This window comes from Hungatella hathewayi WAL-18680, from assembly GCF_000235505.1.
Lineage (GTDB): Bacteria > Bacillota > Clostridia > Lachnospirales > Lachnospiraceae > Hungatella_A > Hungatella_A hathewayi_A.
The window spans coordinates 1,395,213-1,410,628 of the sequence record NZ_JH379027.1 but is presented as its reverse complement, the minus strand read 5'-3'; the positions used below and the strand labels follow the sequence as shown (position 1 = coordinate 1,410,628).

Genomic DNA, 15,416 nt, shown 5'->3' with positions numbered 1-15,416 from the left:
TCCGGGCTTTACCCTCTAATGTAAATTATAGAGTGAACTATTGATGATAATTTCAGAAAAAACAGAACTGCCACCCTCCGGCGGCCTGATTCCGGCCATTTTCGCCGCTCCCGCCAGAGACAATTAGAAATTTAAGATACTTCCATTTATTTTTGGACATAGCAAAGCTGGCCATCCTGTTTTTTTCATTTCAAAAACACAACCGCCATTCCTGTCAGACCCCATTTTGCATAAATCTACGTACCCACAAAACTGCTTTTCCATTTTTTTACATCTCAAACCTTGCAAATTTTACGAAAATGGGTATAATAGACTATATCAAGAAGGGATTTTCCTTCTGTTCAGATTTTTTTCACCGCATAATTTACATTATGGGGTGTTATTTTTTTGCCGTAATACCAGCCTATCCAAGCACCAGCTTCATCCGTGACATCTGCCTCCTCGGCTGTTCTTCCGTCGTCATCGTGTATATCCGTGTCGTGTTAATGCTGGAATGCCCCAGCAAATCCATCAGCCGCACCACATCCTTCTCAATACTGTAAAAAGTTCTCGCAAACAGATGCCGCAGATTATGGGGAAATATTTTCGCCGTATCCACTCCTGCTTCCCGCCCCAGTTGTTTCATCTTCTTACTCACATTGCTCCGGTCCACCGGATTCCCCCGCCTTGAAATAAATACACTCCCCGCCTCAATCCCGGCCTTCTTACAATATTTCTTCAGCAGCCTGGTCAGCTCCTCCGGAAGCAGCACCACCCGGCATTTCCCCTTATTATAAATCTCTGCCCTTCCATCCCCCAGCGCTTCCACCGTAATAAACTTCAGTTCACTGATTCGAATCCCCGTACTCCCAATGGTCTGCAACAGCATACTCATCTGCTCATCCCCCTGCTTCCGTGCCGTATGTACCAGCCGCTCATACTCCTTCCCACTAATCTCCCGCTCCGGCCGGCTGTACTGCACTTTCTGTATCTTAAACAGTTTCACCTTCCACTCCCCGCACCCCGCAAACACCAGAAAACTATTCACCGCCGCCAGCATGGAATTGGCGCTGGCTATCTTGTACCGCTCTACCAGCTTCTGTTTATACATGCGTATCTTCTCCCTGTCCAACAACATCCCTTCTCCCAGATACCCCTGAAATGCTCTCACATCCCTCATATATTTCTCAATCGTAGCGCCGCTCTTCTCCTCATTTTCCAGATATTCCCGGTACTCCGCCAGCATTTCATCCGACAGTTTCACATTTTTGCGCTCGTCCATGATAAAAAAAATCCTCCCTCATCATCGTAAGATTATTTACTTCTTCTACTTTAAATCGAAACCCGGAAAATAGCAAGCAATATAACTGGAAAATTTATCAAAACCTGTCAAGGACTTGTACAAATATACCTGAAAAGGTATAATGATGGGATGAGGTAAATGTAAAATTTATCTTTCGAATGGAGGGGCTGTATATGTATTTGTTATTTTTTCTGGTATGGGTGATTCTAAACGGAAAAATCACTCTGGAAATCTGTCTGTTCGGACTCGCTATTTCCACCTGCCTGTTTGCGTTTATCTGCAAATTCATGGATTACAGTATAAGAAAAGAACGACTGCTGTTTCAGCTGGCGCCGCTGTTTATCCGCTATTTCTGGCTTCTGGTGACGGAGATTGTCAAAGCCAACCTCTGTGTGCTGAAGCTGATTCTCTCTCCGAGACTCCAGCCGGAGCCGTGCCTGGTGCATTTCACCACGGATTTGACATCGGGTCTTTCTAAAGTCATGCTGGCCAATTCCATCACCCTGACCCCCGGCACCATCACTGTGTCCGTGGAGGGCAATGAATTCCTGGTGCACTGTCTGGATGAAGAACTGGCGGCGGGCATTGAGGAATCCGTCTTTATACCTATATTAAAGGAAATGGAAGCAAAGGGGGGCATCACATCGTGATTGAACTGGAAAGCGCTTATCGAATCCTGCTGACCATCTGTGTCGTCGTGCTGGGCATCTTCATCATTTGCAGCATCATCCGCTCCGTCCTTGGACCGCGGATTGCAGACCGTGTCATCGCAGTTAATATGGTGGGAACCATGACCATCATCATCATTGCAATACTCTCCGTCTATCTGGATGAAAATTATCTGGTGGACGTGAGCCTTATCTACGCCATGATCAGTTTCCTCGCCGTCATCGTGCTGTGCAAGGTCTACATCGGCGTCTATCGGGAGCGAAAAGAACAACAGGAAGAAAAGGAGGACTGACATGGCATTTGAATGGTGTAAATTCGCCCTTTCGGCATTTTTTCTAATCACCGGCATCCTCATCATGGGGGTGGCTGTCTTCGGGGTCAACCGGTTTGACCGGGCCTTAAACCGGATGCACGCCGCCGCTATGGGGGATACCCTTGGAATCTTGTTTGTCATCGTGGGACTGATGGTGATCCGCGGTTTTTCCATGGACAGCTTAAAACTGCTGCTGCTCATCCTGTTCTTCTGGGTGGCCAGCCCCGTATCCGGACATATGATAAGCCGTCTGGAAGTGACAACCAACGAGAATCTGACTGACCTCCCCGTCATCGACGCGGACGAACAGCCGGAAAAAAAGGAGGAATCGGAATGAAACTTTTTGAAGCATTCCTGCTGCTCTGCCTCATCGTCTGTGCGCTGGCAGTGAGTTTTACCAAGGACCTGCTGACCTCCATCATTATCTTCATGTCATACAGCTTGAGCATGGCCATCATCTGGGTGCTGTTACAGTCGCCGGACCTGGCAATCACCGAGGCAGCTGTCGGTGCGGGAGTCACCAGCGTGCTGTTCTTTGTCACCCTGAAAAAGATTCGGGCCATTCAGAAGGAGGACGACGATGAGCAGACAGAAAAATAATTATGAAAATACCCGCTTTGGCCGGTTTGAGCGGTGGGTAAACGGGGAGATTGACCCCCTGGAAGGACGGATGGAGATTGTACCGCCGCCCCCTTCCAGCCTGACGGACGAGACGGTCACCGTGGATTACAAAAAAATACATAACGAAGCCTTTGATATTGACCACAACCGGGAAGTGAAGCATTACCGGACCTTTTATAAAATCATGTCCATCCTGCTGTGTCTGGGCATCATCGGGGTGCTGATGTGGACGGTCTCCTACCTCCCCGTATTTGGAAATGCCGGCAATCCGGACAACAATGAGGTGTCAGCCCGCTATATCAGCCGGGGCCTCCAGGAAACCGGCGCCATCAACATGGTCACCGGCATGATTCTGGACTACCGCGCCTTTGACACCTTCGGGGAGTCCTGCGTGCTATTTATCGCCTCCTGCTGTGTGATGATTCTGCTGCGGATCGACAAGAGCAGCGACAGCGAGGCACAGAAGAAACGAATGGCGGAGGCCAACGACCGTCTGTATGAGCCGAAAAATGATATCATTCTCCAGAAGGTGGCCTGTGTGCTGGTGCCGCTGATTCTGATTTTCGGCATTTACATTATCCTGAACGGGCATCTGTCGCCGGGCGGCGGATTCTCCGGCGGGGCTGTCACCGGCTCCGGGTTGATTCTCTACTTAAATGCCTTCGGGTTTGAGAAGACTTCCAAGTTCTTCACGGAGAAAACCTTCCGCTGTATCACGCTGGGGGCGCTGTCCTTCTACTGTATTGCGAAAAGCTATTCCTTCTTTACGGGCGCCAACCACCTGGCCAGCGGCATTCCTTTAGGAACACCGGGAGCGATTTTAAGCAGCGGACTGATTCTGCCCTTAAATATCTGCGTCGGGCTGGTGGTGGCATGCACCATGTATGCATTTTACAGTCTGTTCAGAAAGGGGGGCATGTGATGCTTCAGCATCTTTATATGAATATGGAAGAAACAGCCGCCATCGTGCTGTTTGGCATCGGATTTACCATTCTTCTGCTTCAACGGAACCTGATTAAGAAAATCATGGGGATGAATATCATGGATACGGCGGTGTATCTGTTTCTGGCCGCCAAGGGATATATCGAGGGGCGCATGGTGCCGATTATGGTAAATGGAAGCCAGGACCCGGCGGACTACATTAACCCCATTCCCAGCGGCCTTGTGCTGACAGGTATCGTGGTGTCGGTCAGTGTGACGGCTCTCATGCTGGCGCTGACCATGCGGCTGTACCAGCGGTACGGCTCTCTGGATTTGGATAAGATTATTATAGAAGCACAGAAGGAGGAGCCATAACATGGCACTGGTACAAAACTTTCCGTTTTTCTCCATTATACTGGCCATGTTTGCCGGTATCATCTCCTCCATCTTAAGCGGGAGGAAGGCCAAGTGGGTGAACTTGGCGGTTATCTCCATCATCACGGTGATGTCGGGCATGGTGCTGGCATTTCTGTGGCAGAGTGGGGAGAGCTATACTTACATGATGGGGCATTTCCCCGCCCCATGGGGCAATGAGATACGGGCAGGGGTGCTGGAGGCGCTGACGGCGTTTCTCTTCTGCATCGTGATGCTGTTATCCATCATCGGTGGAATGGACCACATCTTTGTGGATGTGGAGTCCACGAAAATCAATCTGTTTTTTGTGCTGGTGGATTTGATTCTCAGCTCGTTACTGGCCCTGATTTATACCAACGACTTGTTTACGGCCTATGTGTTTATCGAGATTAACACCATTGCCGGCTGCGGACTGATTATGATGCGGCAGAAGGGCAAAGCCTTCACGGCGGCCATCCGGTATATGGTGATGAGCCAGCTAGGCTCCGGTCTGTTTCTCATCGGACTCAGCCTGCTCTACGACGTGACCGGACATCTGCTGATGTCCAACGCGAAGGAGGCCATCACCCAGATTATGGCAAATGGCTCCTACGCGGTGCCGATGCTGGTGATTATCAGCGTGATTTCCGTCGGTCTGGCGATTAAGAGCGGTCTGTATCCGTTTCATTCCTGGATTCCAGATGCCTACTCGTCGGCGACGCCGGCGGCCAGCGCGATTCTGTCGGGGCTGGTGTCCAAGGGTTATATCTTTTTGCTGATTAAACTGTTTTACCGGGTGCTGGGAGAACAGCACATCATCGCCAGCCACATTGTGAACGTGCTGTTTGTGTTCGGACTCTGCGGAATGATCATGGGTTCGGTCCATGCCATCAGTGAGACGGATACCAGGCGGATGATTGCCTACTCCTCGGTGGCCCAAATCGGATACATTTACCTGGGTATCGGACTGGGAACCCAGGCGGGAATGACGGCAGCCCTGTTCCATTTATTCGGGCACGCGGCCACCAAAGCGCTGCTGTTTGTCAGCTCGGTGGGACTCTATGAGGTGTCCGGCAACAAGAAGGATTACTTGAGTCTGCGGGGAGCCGGGTACCGGAACCGGCTGGCCGGCATCGGATTTGCCATCGGGGCGCTGTCCATGGTGGGACTTCCCATGCTGTCGGGATTTATCTCGAAGCTGCTGTTCGCCTCCGCCGCCACCTTAAGTCCCGGGAAAATGATTCCGACCATCCTGGGTCTCGGCATCAGTACCTTGCTGAACGCGGTGTATTTCCTGCGGCTGGTGATTACACTCTATTCACCGGCGGAGAAAATGCCGGAGGGCAGTGCTTCCACCGCCAAGCTGGGGGCCAGCTCCTGGAACTTCAGGATTGCCGTTATCAGTTTTATCATCCTGAATATTGTGCTGGGCGTGTGTTCACAGCCAATTGTCCGCGCCATTGAAGTCGGACTTCAGATGTTTGATTAAAGAATATGGGGGATATACCTATGAGACAGAATTTATTGTTACTGATTCCGGTTCTCCTGCCGATTGTGGCGGGCGTTCTGGTGCTCACCGTCAAGCGTATCCGCGGGGAGCGAAAGCTGATGCTGGGCATCTCACTGGCTGCGCTGCTGGCGGTTCTGGCCGTCTGCACCGCCATCGCTTTCCAGCCGGATGGCGGACTTGATTTATGGCAGCTGACGGATACCATCACCATCGCCTTCCACGTGGACAACGTGTCACGGCTGTTCTCGCTGCTGACCTGTTTTGTGTGGCTGATGGCGGGAATGTTTTCGGTGGAATATATGAAGCATGAGCGGGATGAATTCCGGTTCTTTGGCTTTTACTTGATTGTGCTGGGCGTGCTGATTGGCCTTGACTACGCCGCCAACCTGGTTACGTTTTACGTGTTCTATGAGATGATGACCCTGACCTCCCTTCCGCTGGTGCTTCACGAGCTGACGAAAGAAGCGGTGATGGCGGGATTAAAATACCTGTACTATTCCGTCGCAGGCGCGTTCCTGGCATTGTTTGGGATATTTGTGATTGCCCACTATGCGACGACGCTGACCTTTACTCCGGGCGGCGTGCTGGACGGAACGGCATTGGCCGGACATGAGGGACTGCTGCTTGTGGTAGTCTTCTGTATGATTGTGGGATTTGGCACCAAGGCGGGTATGTTTCCCATGCACGGGTGGCTGCCTACCGCCCATCCGGTGGCTCCGGCCCCGGCCAGCGCGGTGCTGTCCGGTCTTATCACGAAGGCTGGTATCCTGGGCATTGTGCGGGTAATTTTCTTTATGGTGGGTCCTGATTTGATTCGGGGGACCTGGGTGCAGACGGCGTGGATGGTTCTGGCGCTGCTGACCGTGTTCATGGGATCCATGCTGGCTTACAAGGAGCCGGTGATGAAGAAGCGTCTGGCCTACTCCACGGTGAGCCAGGTGTCCTACATGATGTTTGGTCTGTCTTTACTGACACCTCTTGGCATGGTGGGAGCGCTCTCCCATGTGGTGTTCCACTCCCTGGTGAAGAACACGCTGTTCCTTGGGGCTGGCGCCATCATTTACAAGACCGGTCTTAAAAAGGTCAGCGAGCTTCGGGGAATTGGAAAGCAGATGCCCATTACCATCTGGTGCTTTACGCTGGTGTCCCTGACCCTGGTGGGCATTCCGCCGACCAGCGGGTTTGTGAGCAAGTGGTATCTGGCCACGGGAGCGTTGGCGGCGGATGTGGGAGCATTTTCCTGGATTGGCCCTGTGGTGCTGCTGATAAGCGCCCTGCTGACGGCCGGCTACCTGCTGCCTGTGACCATCCACGGGTTCTTCCCGGGAGCGGATTATGACTATGGAAATGTGAAGGAGCTGGAGCCGTCGCTGTGGATGCTGGTTCCCATGCTGCTTATGACAGCGGGGGCCGTGGTGTTTGGCATGTTCCCGGCGCCACTGATTCATTTTATCGAAACGATCGCGTCTGCGGTGATGTAGGGAGGATATCGTATGAAACATCTGAGTTTGGTTTTACCGGTCCTGCTCCCTATCATCGGCGGCGCGGCCATCCTGTTCTCCCCCTACCGCCACAAACAGCGGGTGAACCAATGGCTGACGGAGGGGCTGGTGATTCTCAACAGCCTGCTGGTGCTGTGGCTTGTGGCCACCCATCTGGGGGACAGCATGGTGCTGTTCCGCCTGTTTGGGGAGTTGAAGCTGGAATTCCGGATTGACGGGATGGGGCGGATTTTTGCAGGGCTGGTGGCGATTCTGTGGCCCCTTGCAACGCTGTATGCCTTTGAGTATATGGAGCATGAGACGAAGACACACACCTTTTTTGCCTACTATGTGATGACTTACGGGATTACCGTGGGGATTGCGTTTGCGGGGAATCTGGTGACACTGTATCTGTTCTATGAATTGATGACGCTGGTGACCTTCCCGCTGGTGATGTTTACCATGACGAAGGAAGCGATCCGGGCCAGCCGGAAATATCTCTACTACTCGTTAGGCGGCGCGGCGTTTGCATTTTTCAGTCTGGTGTTTATCATGACCTACGGCGGCTCTACGGAGTTTGTGCTGGGCGGTGTGTTAAATAGGGAGGCGGCACAGGGGCATGCGGATATTCTGCTGGCGATGTATGTGTTTGCGTTCTTTGGATTTGGCGTCAAAGCGGCGATTTTCCCGTTCCACGGGTGGCTGCCAAGCGCTTCGGTGGCTCCCACGCCGGTGACGGCCCTGCTGCATGCGGTGGCGGTGGTGAAATCGGGAGCATTTGCCATCATCAGGCTGACTTATTACAGCTATGGCGCCGGGTTCTTAAAGGGGACCTGGGCGCAGTGGGTGGTGATGGGCGCGGCTATGGTGACCATTGTGTACGGGTCTACCATGGCGGTGAAGGAGATCCATTTTAAGAGGCGGCTGGCTTACTCTACCATCAGCAATTTATCTTACATCCTGCTGGGGGCGACGATGATGAGTCCTCTCGGTATGGTGGCGGCCCTCTCCCATCTGGTGTTCCATGCGTTTATGAAAATCTGCGGATTCTTCTGCGCTGGGGCGGTGATGCACCGGACGGGGAAGGAATATGTGTATGAGCTGGATGGGCTGGGGTACAAAATGCCGGTGACCTTTGCCTGCTTTACCATCGCCTCGCTGTCGCTGATTGGGATTCCACCGTTTGCAGGGTTTATCAGTAAGTGGAATATCGCCCAGTCGGCGGTGGACTGCGGGGCGCCGATGGCCTATGCGGCGGTGGGCGTGCTGCTGTACTCGGCGCTTATGACGGCGGTATATATGCTGACGGTCGTGGTGCGGGCGTATTTCCCGAAGACGTTGACGGTGGATGGAAACGATGACGGGCATGGGCTGGCTGGCGCTTCCGGTACATCTGGCGGGACCGATGGAACCAGCAGGGCGGACGCGGCTGGCAGAACTGGCGCATCCGGAACCGGGCATGGCGGCGCGAGCGTGTCGGACCCAGGCTGGAAAATGAAGCTGCCGCTGATTGTGTTCGCCAGCGCGATTATTCTGCTGGGACTGTGTTCCCGGCCGTTGGTACATTATTTTGAGCTGCTTGCGGGAGGGATGATAAAATGATGGGTGATGGAATTTTACTGTTTCTCGCACTCTGGCCCATGGCCGGCGCCCTCGTCTGTTATCTGATTGGGCGGCGGAACAAGGAGCTTCGGAGTCTGGCGGCGGACGGCGTGACCATTGTGGAGTTTGGCGTGCTGGTATTTCTGCTGCTTCAGGTCATCGGCGGCAGAACTTATGACTTTGTGTGGGAGGATTTCTGCGGGCTGGGCCTGGTACTGAAGCTGGACGGATTCCGGGCGCTGTACGGGTTGATTGCGGCGTGGATGTGGATGATGACCACCATTTTCTCCAAAGAGTATTTCGCCCACTACCGGAACAGGAACCGGTATTACCTGTTCTTACTTGTGACGCTGGGGGCCACGGTGGGGGTATTCCTGTCGGCGGACCTTTATACCACCTTCATTTTCTTTGAAATCATGTCCTTTACCTCCTACGTGTGGGTGGCACATGATGAGAAGGCGGAGTCCATGCGGGCGGCGGCCACCTATCTTGGTGTGGCAGTCATCGGCGGACTGGTGATGCTGATGGGACTGTTCCTGCTGTACCATACGGTGGGGACTCTCAATATGGATATGCTGCTGGATGCCTGTCGAAAGGCCATGGACGCACGGCCATATGACCATCAGGTGTATCTGCAGTTGTTTATCGCCGGCGCTTTGATTCTGTTTGGGTTCGGCGCGAAGGCCGGTATGTTTCCGCTTCATATCTGGCTGCCAAAAGCCCATCCGGTGGCCCCGGCCCCGGCCAGCGCCCTGCTGTCGGGTATTCTGACCAAGGTTGGCGTGTTTGGGATTGCGGTTGTCAGCTGCAACATCTTCCTGCACGACGCGTCCTGGGGCGGACTGATTCTGATGCTGGGCGTGGTGACCATGTTTGGCGGCGCCCTGCTGGCCCTGTTCTCCGTGGATTTGAAGCGGACGCTGGCCTGCTCTTCTATGTCACAGATTGGATTTATCCTGGTGGGCATGGGAATGCAGGGAATTCTCGGTGAGGAAAATGCCCTCGCTGTCCGGGGAACCCTGCTTCACATGGTGAACCACTCCCTGATTAAGCTGGTGCTGTTCATGGCGGCCGGTGTGGTGTTCCAGAATCTGCACAAGCTGAATTTGAATGACATCCGGGGATTTGGAAGAAAGAAACCGGCCCTGTGCTTCTGCTTTTTGATGGGAGCCCTGGGCATCGCCGGGATTCCGCTGTGGAACGGATATGTGAGCAAGACATTGCTTCACGAGAGTATTGTGGAGTACACCCATGTTGTGGCGGCCGCAGGCGGCTCCGTGGGGCTGTGGAAGGCCGTGGAATGGACGTTTCTGTTGAGCGGTGGGATTACGGTGGCTTACATGTTAAAGCTGTTTATCGCGCTGTTTGTGGAGAAGAACGGGGACAGCCAGCTTCAGGCAAAGTACGATGGTATGACCCGGTATATGAATGGACAGAGCTCCTTTGCACTGATTGGTTCCGCAGTGGTGCTGCCGGTGATGGGCTTCCTGCCGGGTATCGTGATGGATGGGATTGCGGATTTGGGACAGTCCTTCTTCCACGGAATGGCGCCGGAGCATGCCGTGCATTACTTCTCTCTCACCAACCTGACGGGGGCGGTCATCTCGATTGGGATTGGACTGGTACTGTACTTTGGCGTGGTGAGACTGTGGATGATGAAGGATTCGACTTATGTAAACCGCTGGCCAGCATGGCTGGATTTGGAGAATCTGATTTACCGGCCGGTGCTTCTCGGCCTCCTGCCGGGCGTCTGCGGATTCCTCTGCCAGATCCTGGACCGGTATCTGCTGAATGGATTCGTCAAGGTGTTCCTGGCCATCTCCAGCGTGGTCTGCCGGTGTATGGATCATCTGGTGGACAGCATCATCGTCCTCGCCAGAAAGACCACCCACAGACAGACCACCGCCTCCAAAAGACGCGTTGTCAACGACCGCATCGCCTATGCGCTGGGATTGCTCTGTGATGACTGTATCCTCATCATGAATAAGACGGTAAGGAGAAAACGTCCGATTGAGACCTCCACCATACCGCGTTTGATGGAGCTAGAGGAGCGGATCGTCACCACCAACCGGCTGATTGGAAGCAGCATGTCCTTCGGACTGATGCTGGTATGCGTGGGGCTGTGCCTGACGCTTGGGTATCTGTTGTATTCCTATATTGTATAAAAAACACCCCTAGGAGAATTTTCATTCTCTTAGGGGTATTTCTATGCCATATTGTGTGTTGCGTTAACGGAGCACCCGATTCACAAAGCCGTCCTTATCGATACTGGCGTCCAGACTGTCAAATATAAACGTCTCAAAGGAATGATTCTTAAACCTGGCGTACAATTTACTTGAATAACCATCATCATTCGGATACTCATAGGTCCGCCATTTCCCTGATGCCAGTTCCACCGTTTTCCTGGAGTCCCAGACGCCCATAACACTCAAAACATTCGCATCGATTTTCGCGTTCACATACTCCTCATCATTCTCCTGCTCATCCGTAATGTCCGTCAATACACTGGTAACCAGCAGCAATTTCGACTTGTCGCTATTGGCAAAGGACCAGACGGCGCTATTCAGTTCCAGCAGTTTCAAATCCTCCGGCAGAGTAAGTCTCATATTTCCAACCCAGTATACTTCTCCCTGGACCTCCTGACTCTCCATCCCGCCCGCCTGCACCTGAACCACACCGTCCACGGTCCACGCCCCGCTGGCGTCCACCGTATACCCGTCCGGCGTCGTAGTATTCAGCAGACAGTAGCCATCCGGCGTAAAATAATAACATTTCCCGTCCACCCAATGCCAGCCGTCCTTCGCATAGCCCGTATCCCCAAAATCATACCACCATCCCGCATTATCCTGCTTCCACTCCCCCGCAAAGGCCGTGAAACTCGCAGATATGGAAATAATGGCCGCCGCCGTGCCAATCAAAAGCCGTTTTAACATTTCAGCTTCTCCTTTCAAACTCCCTGCAATGAGAATTCTTTCCTAACGAACATATTGATTCAAGAATCCGTCCTTATCCATATTGGCGTCTCTGCTGCCAAGAATAATCATTTCCACGCGATTATTTTTTAACCGCAAATATCTTTTATCGTGGTAACCATTTCTTGTTGTTTCTGCTGAGTACACATAGGCAAACCACTTCCCTGACGTCAACTCCACGATTTCCTTGGAGTCCCAGGTGCCTGAATTTCGAAGCATAAAATTATCATTCCGCTTCCCCAATTCTTCTTCCGATAGCATTCCATCTGAAATCTCTGATTCAGAACTGGAAATCATCAATATCTGTGAATCGTCCTCTTTGGATAATTGCCAGATCGTATCCTGAACGGTTTCAAACCTGTAATCAGCAGGCTTCGTAAAGGTCATATTCCCCAGCTGATAAACCTCTCCCGCAGCCTCCTGGTTATCCGTACCGCCCGCCTGCACCTGCACCACTCCATCAACAGTCCATGCCCCGCTGGCGTCCACGGTATACCCGTCCGGCGTCGTGGTATTCAGCAGACAGTAGCCCTCCGGCGTAAAATAATAACATTTCCCGTCCACCCACTGCCATCCACCCTTCGCATAGGTTGTATCCCCAAAATCATACCACCATCCCGCATTATCCTGCTTCCATTCTCCCGCAAAAGCCGTGAAACTCGCGGATATGGAAATGATAGCTGCCGCTATCCCCATCCAAAACTGTTTTCTTCGCATCTCAATCCCTCCCGTATTATTTTTTATTTAAATAGCTAAAAATGCTTTTATCAACACAATAACCGCCAGATGCGCAGGATAGAATATGTAAAAAAACCATTTATTTATCTTGATACCGGTGTGTGTTGGATAAAAAATCAGCGGAGCCGCAAGCAGGGAAAAAATTGTCCAGTCAACTGCCCAGCCGCCTATCACCATCGCAAGAGGGTCTTCGAGACTCCCCCACAAAGCGGGCAGATAGGACAAACAGTAGAGGGCACATCCCAGCGCTGGTTTTCTGCGGCAGAAATAGAAAATAAGCATCAGGATAACTCCGGTAAAGGAATAATCAAAATTCCAAATTCCAAGTACCGCCAATGCAAGAATTGAGGTACAGATGCCGTACCACCTGCGCTGTGTAATCCCCCACATAAAAAGCAGGCTTAAAATTAAAGTAAAAAATATGTTGAAATTATTTAAATTTTCTACAAATGCGGAAGGGTCCACTTTCAATGCATAAAACGGCTGGGAAATAACGGCAAAAAAGCGCAAGTCTTCCGAAATATCGTTTGATGTCATGTGTATACAAAAGCCCTACGGTTAAACAGTAGCAAAAGATTGGAAATGCAAGACGCCCCAGCCAGCGAAATATAGGATACTGAGGGAAAAATGCTCCTCCTACATGGTCAAGCAGCATTGATATTATGGCAACCAGCTTTAGAAAATCCGTATCCAAATTAGTTTTAAGTTTCGGTATGGTCTCCGTCATGAAATAATCTCCTTATCCTGCTATTAAATAAAGGCCGCCGCCCTAACTCTTATTCTGATACTTCTAAGGATAACGGAAAACAGCAAAAATATCAAGAGGCCATCCCAAAACAGCCGTCCCTAAGCGCAGCTTCGGATAATCCGGGGCATTTGTGCGAGAAACAGGGGTATTTGTCACTTGTAACTGTTTGATATTTTTTGTATAATAGATGAAGACATTACTATCTTCCGAATAAGGAGCAAACGCTATGAAAACTACTGTTTTTTCAACTATATTTGCAGCTTTTTTATGTTTATTATGCAGCTTTCATTCCATGGCTGCCACAGTTTATACGCCGGAGGCCAGCGGTACTGTCACTTACGGGAACAATAAGGCGGTGATTGACGCCTCCCATGCCTCTGAGGGTTATCTCATGATTAAATACACCGGGAGTAATCCAACTATCCGGCTTCGGATCGCTAAAGACACAACGTACACTTATATCTTAAATTCCTCTGGCCAGTATGAGACATTTCCTCTCACGGAGGGCAGTGGTACTTATAGCGTGAAGGTGTTTGAACTGGTATCCGGCACTCAATATATGCAGGTGGCAAGCGAATCGGTTCCTGTGACGCTTTCCTCCGATACCAAACCGTTTCTGTACCCGAACCAGTTCTGTAATTTTAATGCCAATTCCGCCGTGGTGTCACAGGCGGACGCTATCACCTCCGGCATCAGTGAGCCGCTTGATAAGGTAGCCGCCATTTACAATTACACCGTGGATACTATTACCTATGACAACGAAAAGGCGAAAACGGTTCAGAGCGATTATTTACCGAACCCCGATACCACGCTCAGTCAGAAATCCGGCATCTGCTTCGATTATGCCTCGTTGATGACTTCCATGCTCCGCTCCCAGAATATTCCCACCAAACTGGTCATCGGTTATGCGGACGATGTCTACCACGCCTGGGTGAGCATCTATATTCAGAGCCAGGGATGGATTGACAACGTGATTTATTTTGACGGGACTTCCTGGAAGTTTATGGACCCCACCTTTGTCTCCAGCGGGAAAAAGAGCCAGGAGGCTCTTGATTATGTCAGCAATCCGGCCCATTACACCGCCAAATTTACCTACTAAGTGTGGAGGTCTATCCATGAAAAAAGAAACATCACCATTTACCGGTCTGAAATTGGCCGGTTTCTGTATGCAGGTTTCCATCCTGCTGAAATCTGCCGTTCCTCTCTATGAGGGACTGCAGGTTATGGCGGAAGATTCAGACCGGGAAGAAGAAAAAGCAATTCTTTCCGATATGGCTGACAAAGTCCAAATCGGATTTCCCTTCGGCCAGGCCGTCACCGAATCAAGCGCATTTCCTGCCTACGTCTTACATATGATTCAACTGGGAGAGCGGACCGGCACTCTGGATATCACGCTGGAACGGCTTTCTTCTTATTATGAAAAAGAATATTATATGGCTGAAAATATCAGAAAAGCCATCACCTATCCTGCCATGATGATTCTCATGCTCCTCATCATCTTATTCGTCCTGTTTACCAGGGTAATGCCGGTCTTCTCGGACGTCTATGAGCAGATGGGGACAACGATTCCTCCCGCGGCCGCGGCTGCCATCCATTTTGGCGGTATCTTAAGCGGGTTCGCGCTCCTTGTGGCCGGCCTTCTCCTGATATTCGTCTTTATCAGCTGGATATTCGGGAAAAATGGCAGACAGTCCGCCTTCACCCGTTCCCTGATGGAAAAAATCAAATCCCGCTCCAAAATTGCCCGCGCCTCCGCTGACCGAAGGCTCTGCAGCGTCATGGCCATGACCTTTGGCTGCGGTCTCGACACCTCCGACGGCCTTGCCATGGCGGAAACGCTTGTGGACAACAAACAGGTGGAGGACGGTATCCGTATCTGCAAGGAAGCCCTGTCCAGTGGCAGCAGTTTTTTTGACTCCGTCAAGGACGCCGGTCTTTTCTCCGGCTTCGAGCTGCAGCTGGTGCGTGTGGGAAGCCGGGCCGGACAGCTGGAGATCGTCATGGGGGAACTGGAAAAGGAATATGACAGAAAGGCTTCCGAGGCCATTGAATCCATGATAGCCCGCCTGGAACCAACCATCGTATCCATCCTCGCCGCGGCTGTGGGGCTGGTGCTTCTATCGGTGATGCTTCCGTTAGCCGGTATTTTATCCACCATCGGATAAG

17 protein-coding genes are annotated in these 15,416 nt (G+C 51.7%); 12 read left to right on the top strand and 5 right to left on the bottom strand.

The genetic code is table 11. The features are described from left to right. Positions 1 to 403: 403 nt before the first annotated feature. Positions 404 to 1,261 (bottom strand): tyrosine-type recombinase/integrase, encoded by an 858-nt coding sequence (locus HMPREF9473_RS06440; RefSeq protein ID WP_006779264.1) that lies wholly within the window; start codon positions 1,259 to 1,261, stop codon positions 404 to 406. A gap of 194 nt (positions 1,262 to 1,455) precedes the next feature. Between HMPREF9473_RS06440 and HMPREF9473_RS06435 the strand changes: the two genes are divergently transcribed. Genes HMPREF9473_RS06435 through HMPREF9473_RS06390 form a run of 10 tightly spaced genes read left to right on the top strand, consistent with a single transcriptional unit; the run spans position 1,456 to position 10,957 of the window. After that, positions 1,456 to 1,932 carry a Na+/H+ antiporter subunit E gene (locus HMPREF9473_RS06435; RefSeq protein ID WP_006779263.1) on the top strand — a complete coding sequence of 159 codons (477 nt, stop codon included), beginning with the start codon at positions 1,456 to 1,458 and terminating at the stop codon, positions 1,930 to 1,932. Further along, positions 1,929 to 2,243: a monovalent cation/H+ antiporter complex subunit F gene (locus HMPREF9473_RS06430; protein ID WP_006779262.1), complete on the top strand. Its 315-nt coding sequence runs from the start codon at positions 1,929 to 1,931 to the stop codon at positions 2,241 to 2,243. The genes HMPREF9473_RS06435 and HMPREF9473_RS06430 overlap by 4 nt, the downstream gene beginning before the upstream one ends. Before the next feature lies 1 nt (position 2,244). Continuing rightward, the gene (locus HMPREF9473_RS06425; RefSeq protein ID WP_006779261.1) at positions 2,245 to 2,601 is read left to right on the top strand and encodes a cation:proton antiporter; all 357 of its coding nucleotides are present in this window, start codon (positions 2,245 to 2,247) and stop codon (positions 2,599 to 2,601) included. Beyond that, positions 2,598 to 2,864 (top strand): hydrogenase subunit MbhD domain-containing protein, encoded by a 267-nt coding sequence (locus tag HMPREF9473_RS06420; protein WP_006779260.1) that lies wholly within the window; start codon positions 2,598 to 2,600, stop codon positions 2,862 to 2,864. Before HMPREF9473_RS06425 ends, HMPREF9473_RS06420 begins: the two co-directional genes overlap by 4 nt. Further along, complete coding sequence (gene mbhE, locus HMPREF9473_RS06415; RefSeq protein ID WP_006779259.1) at positions 2,845 to 3,807, top strand: hydrogen gas-evolving membrane-bound hydrogenase subunit E; 963 nt, start codon at positions 2,845 to 2,847, stop codon at positions 3,805 to 3,807. The genes HMPREF9473_RS06420 and mbhE overlap by 20 nt, the downstream gene beginning before the upstream one ends. Beyond that, the gene (locus tag HMPREF9473_RS06410; RefSeq protein WP_006779258.1) at positions 3,807 to 4,181 is read left to right on the top strand and encodes a sodium:proton antiporter; all 375 of its coding nucleotides are present in this window, start codon (positions 3,807 to 3,809) and stop codon (positions 4,179 to 4,181) included. Before mbhE ends, HMPREF9473_RS06410 begins: the two co-directional genes overlap by 1 nt. A 1-nt stretch (position 4,182) precedes the next feature. Next, complete coding sequence (locus HMPREF9473_RS06405; protein ID WP_006779257.1) at positions 4,183 to 5,688, top strand: complex I subunit 5 family protein; 1,506 nt, start codon at positions 4,183 to 4,185, stop codon at positions 5,686 to 5,688. A gap of 20 nt (positions 5,689 to 5,708) precedes the next feature. Then, positions 5,709 to 7,190 (top strand): complex I subunit 5 family protein, encoded by a 1,482-nt coding sequence (locus HMPREF9473_RS06400; RefSeq protein ID WP_006779256.1) that lies wholly within the window; start codon positions 5,709 to 5,711, stop codon positions 7,188 to 7,190. A gap of 12 nt (positions 7,191 to 7,202) precedes the next feature. Further along, positions 7,203 to 8,792, top strand: coding sequence for a complex I subunit 5 family protein (locus HMPREF9473_RS06395; RefSeq protein ID WP_006779255.1), 1,590 nt, complete (start codon positions 7,203 to 7,205; stop codon positions 8,790 to 8,792). Beyond that, complete coding sequence (locus HMPREF9473_RS06390) at positions 8,789 to 10,957, top strand: complex I subunit 5 family protein (protein ID WP_006779254.1); 2,169 nt, start codon at positions 8,789 to 8,791, stop codon at positions 10,955 to 10,957. Before HMPREF9473_RS06395 ends, HMPREF9473_RS06390 begins: the two co-directional genes overlap by 4 nt. 63 nt (positions 10,958 to 11,020) lie before the next feature. Here HMPREF9473_RS06390 and HMPREF9473_RS26005 read toward each other — a convergent pair whose 3' ends face one another. From HMPREF9473_RS26005 to HMPREF9473_RS28365, 4 genes are read right to left on the bottom strand one after another with little or no spacing between them, the layout of a single operon-like run. Further along, entirely contained in the window at positions 11,021 to 11,725 is a 705-nt protein-coding gene (locus HMPREF9473_RS26005; protein WP_006779253.1) for a hypothetical protein, read from the bottom strand. Positions 11,726 to 11,767: 42 nt separating this feature from the next. Then, positions 11,768 to 12,481 carry a hypothetical protein gene (locus tag HMPREF9473_RS26000; protein WP_006779252.1) on the bottom strand — a complete coding sequence of 238 codons (714 nt, stop codon included), beginning with the start codon at positions 12,479 to 12,481 and terminating at the stop codon, positions 11,768 to 11,770. A gap of 27 nt (positions 12,482 to 12,508) precedes the next feature. Further along, a complete protein-coding gene (locus tag HMPREF9473_RS06375) occupies positions 12,509 to 13,039 on the bottom strand; it encodes a TraX family protein (RefSeq protein WP_006779251.1) in 531 nt (176 codons plus the stop codon). Continuing rightward, entirely contained in the window at positions 12,933 to 13,157 is a 225-nt protein-coding gene (locus HMPREF9473_RS28365; RefSeq protein ID WP_278245531.1) for a TraX family protein, read from the bottom strand. The genes HMPREF9473_RS06375 and HMPREF9473_RS28365 overlap by 107 nt, the downstream gene beginning before the upstream one ends. 385 nt (positions 13,158 to 13,542) lie before the next feature. Between HMPREF9473_RS28365 and HMPREF9473_RS06370 the strand changes: the two genes are divergently transcribed. Both HMPREF9473_RS06370 and HMPREF9473_RS06365 read left to right on the top strand, forming a co-directional pair. Beyond that, positions 13,543 to 14,349: a transglutaminase-like domain-containing protein gene (locus tag HMPREF9473_RS06370; RefSeq protein WP_242830783.1), complete on the top strand. Its 807-nt coding sequence runs from the start codon at positions 13,543 to 13,545 to the stop codon at positions 14,347 to 14,349. Between the two features lie 16 nt (positions 14,350 to 14,365). Then, a complete protein-coding gene (locus tag HMPREF9473_RS06365; protein WP_006779249.1) occupies positions 14,366 to 15,415 on the top strand; it encodes a type II secretion system F family protein in 1,050 nt (349 codons plus the stop codon). Position 15,416 lies beyond the last annotated feature (1 nt).

Bases quoted from the DNA above. Each gene is read 5' to 3' on its own strand.
- HMPREF9473_RS06425 (WP_006779261.1), top strand. From the start codon at position 2,245: ATGGCATTTGAATGGTGTAAATTCGCCCTTTCGGCATTTTTTCTAATC.
- HMPREF9473_RS06440 (WP_006779264.1), bottom strand. From the start codon at position 1,261: ATGGACGAGCGCAAAAATGTGAAACTGTCGGATGAAATGCTGGCGGAG.
- HMPREF9473_RS06365 (WP_006779249.1), top strand. From the start codon at position 14,366: ATGAAAAAAGAAACATCACCATTTACCGGTCTGAAATTGGCCGGTTTC.
- HMPREF9473_RS26000 (WP_006779252.1), bottom strand. From the start codon at position 12,481: ATGCGAAGAAAACAGTTTTGGATGGGGATAGCGGCAGCTATCATTTCC.
- HMPREF9473_RS28365 (WP_278245531.1), bottom strand. From the start codon at position 13,157: ATGCTGCTTGACCATGTAGGAGGAGCATTTTTCCCTCAGTATCCTATA.
- HMPREF9473_RS06435 (WP_006779263.1), top strand. From the start codon at position 1,456: ATGTATTTGTTATTTTTTCTGGTATGGGTGATTCTAAACGGAAAAATC.
- HMPREF9473_RS06390 (WP_006779254.1), top strand. From the start codon at position 8,789: ATGATGGGTGATGGAATTTTACTGTTTCTCGCACTCTGGCCCATGGCC.
- HMPREF9473_RS06410 (WP_006779258.1), top strand. From the start codon at position 3,807: ATGCTTCAGCATCTTTATATGAATATGGAAGAAACAGCCGCCATCGTG.
- HMPREF9473_RS06405 (WP_006779257.1), top strand. From the start codon at position 4,183: ATGGCACTGGTACAAAACTTTCCGTTTTTCTCCATTATACTGGCCATG.
- HMPREF9473_RS06420 (WP_006779260.1), top strand. From the start codon at position 2,598: ATGAAACTTTTTGAAGCATTCCTGCTGCTCTGCCTCATCGTCTGTGCG.
- mbhE (WP_006779259.1), top strand. From the start codon at position 2,845: ATGAGCAGACAGAAAAATAATTATGAAAATACCCGCTTTGGCCGGTTT.
- HMPREF9473_RS06370 (WP_242830783.1), top strand. From the start codon at position 13,543: ATGGCTGCCACAGTTTATACGCCGGAGGCCAGCGGTACTGTCACTTAC.
- HMPREF9473_RS26005 (WP_006779253.1), bottom strand. From the start codon at position 11,725: ATGTTAAAACGGCTTTTGATTGGCACGGCGGCGGCCATTATTTCCATA.
- HMPREF9473_RS06395 (WP_006779255.1), top strand. From the start codon at position 7,203: ATGAAACATCTGAGTTTGGTTTTACCGGTCCTGCTCCCTATCATCGGC.
- HMPREF9473_RS06400 (WP_006779256.1), top strand. From the start codon at position 5,709: ATGAGACAGAATTTATTGTTACTGATTCCGGTTCTCCTGCCGATTGTG.
- HMPREF9473_RS06375 (WP_006779251.1), bottom strand. From the start codon at position 13,039: ATGACATCAAACGATATTTCGGAAGACTTGCGCTTTTTTGCCGTTATT.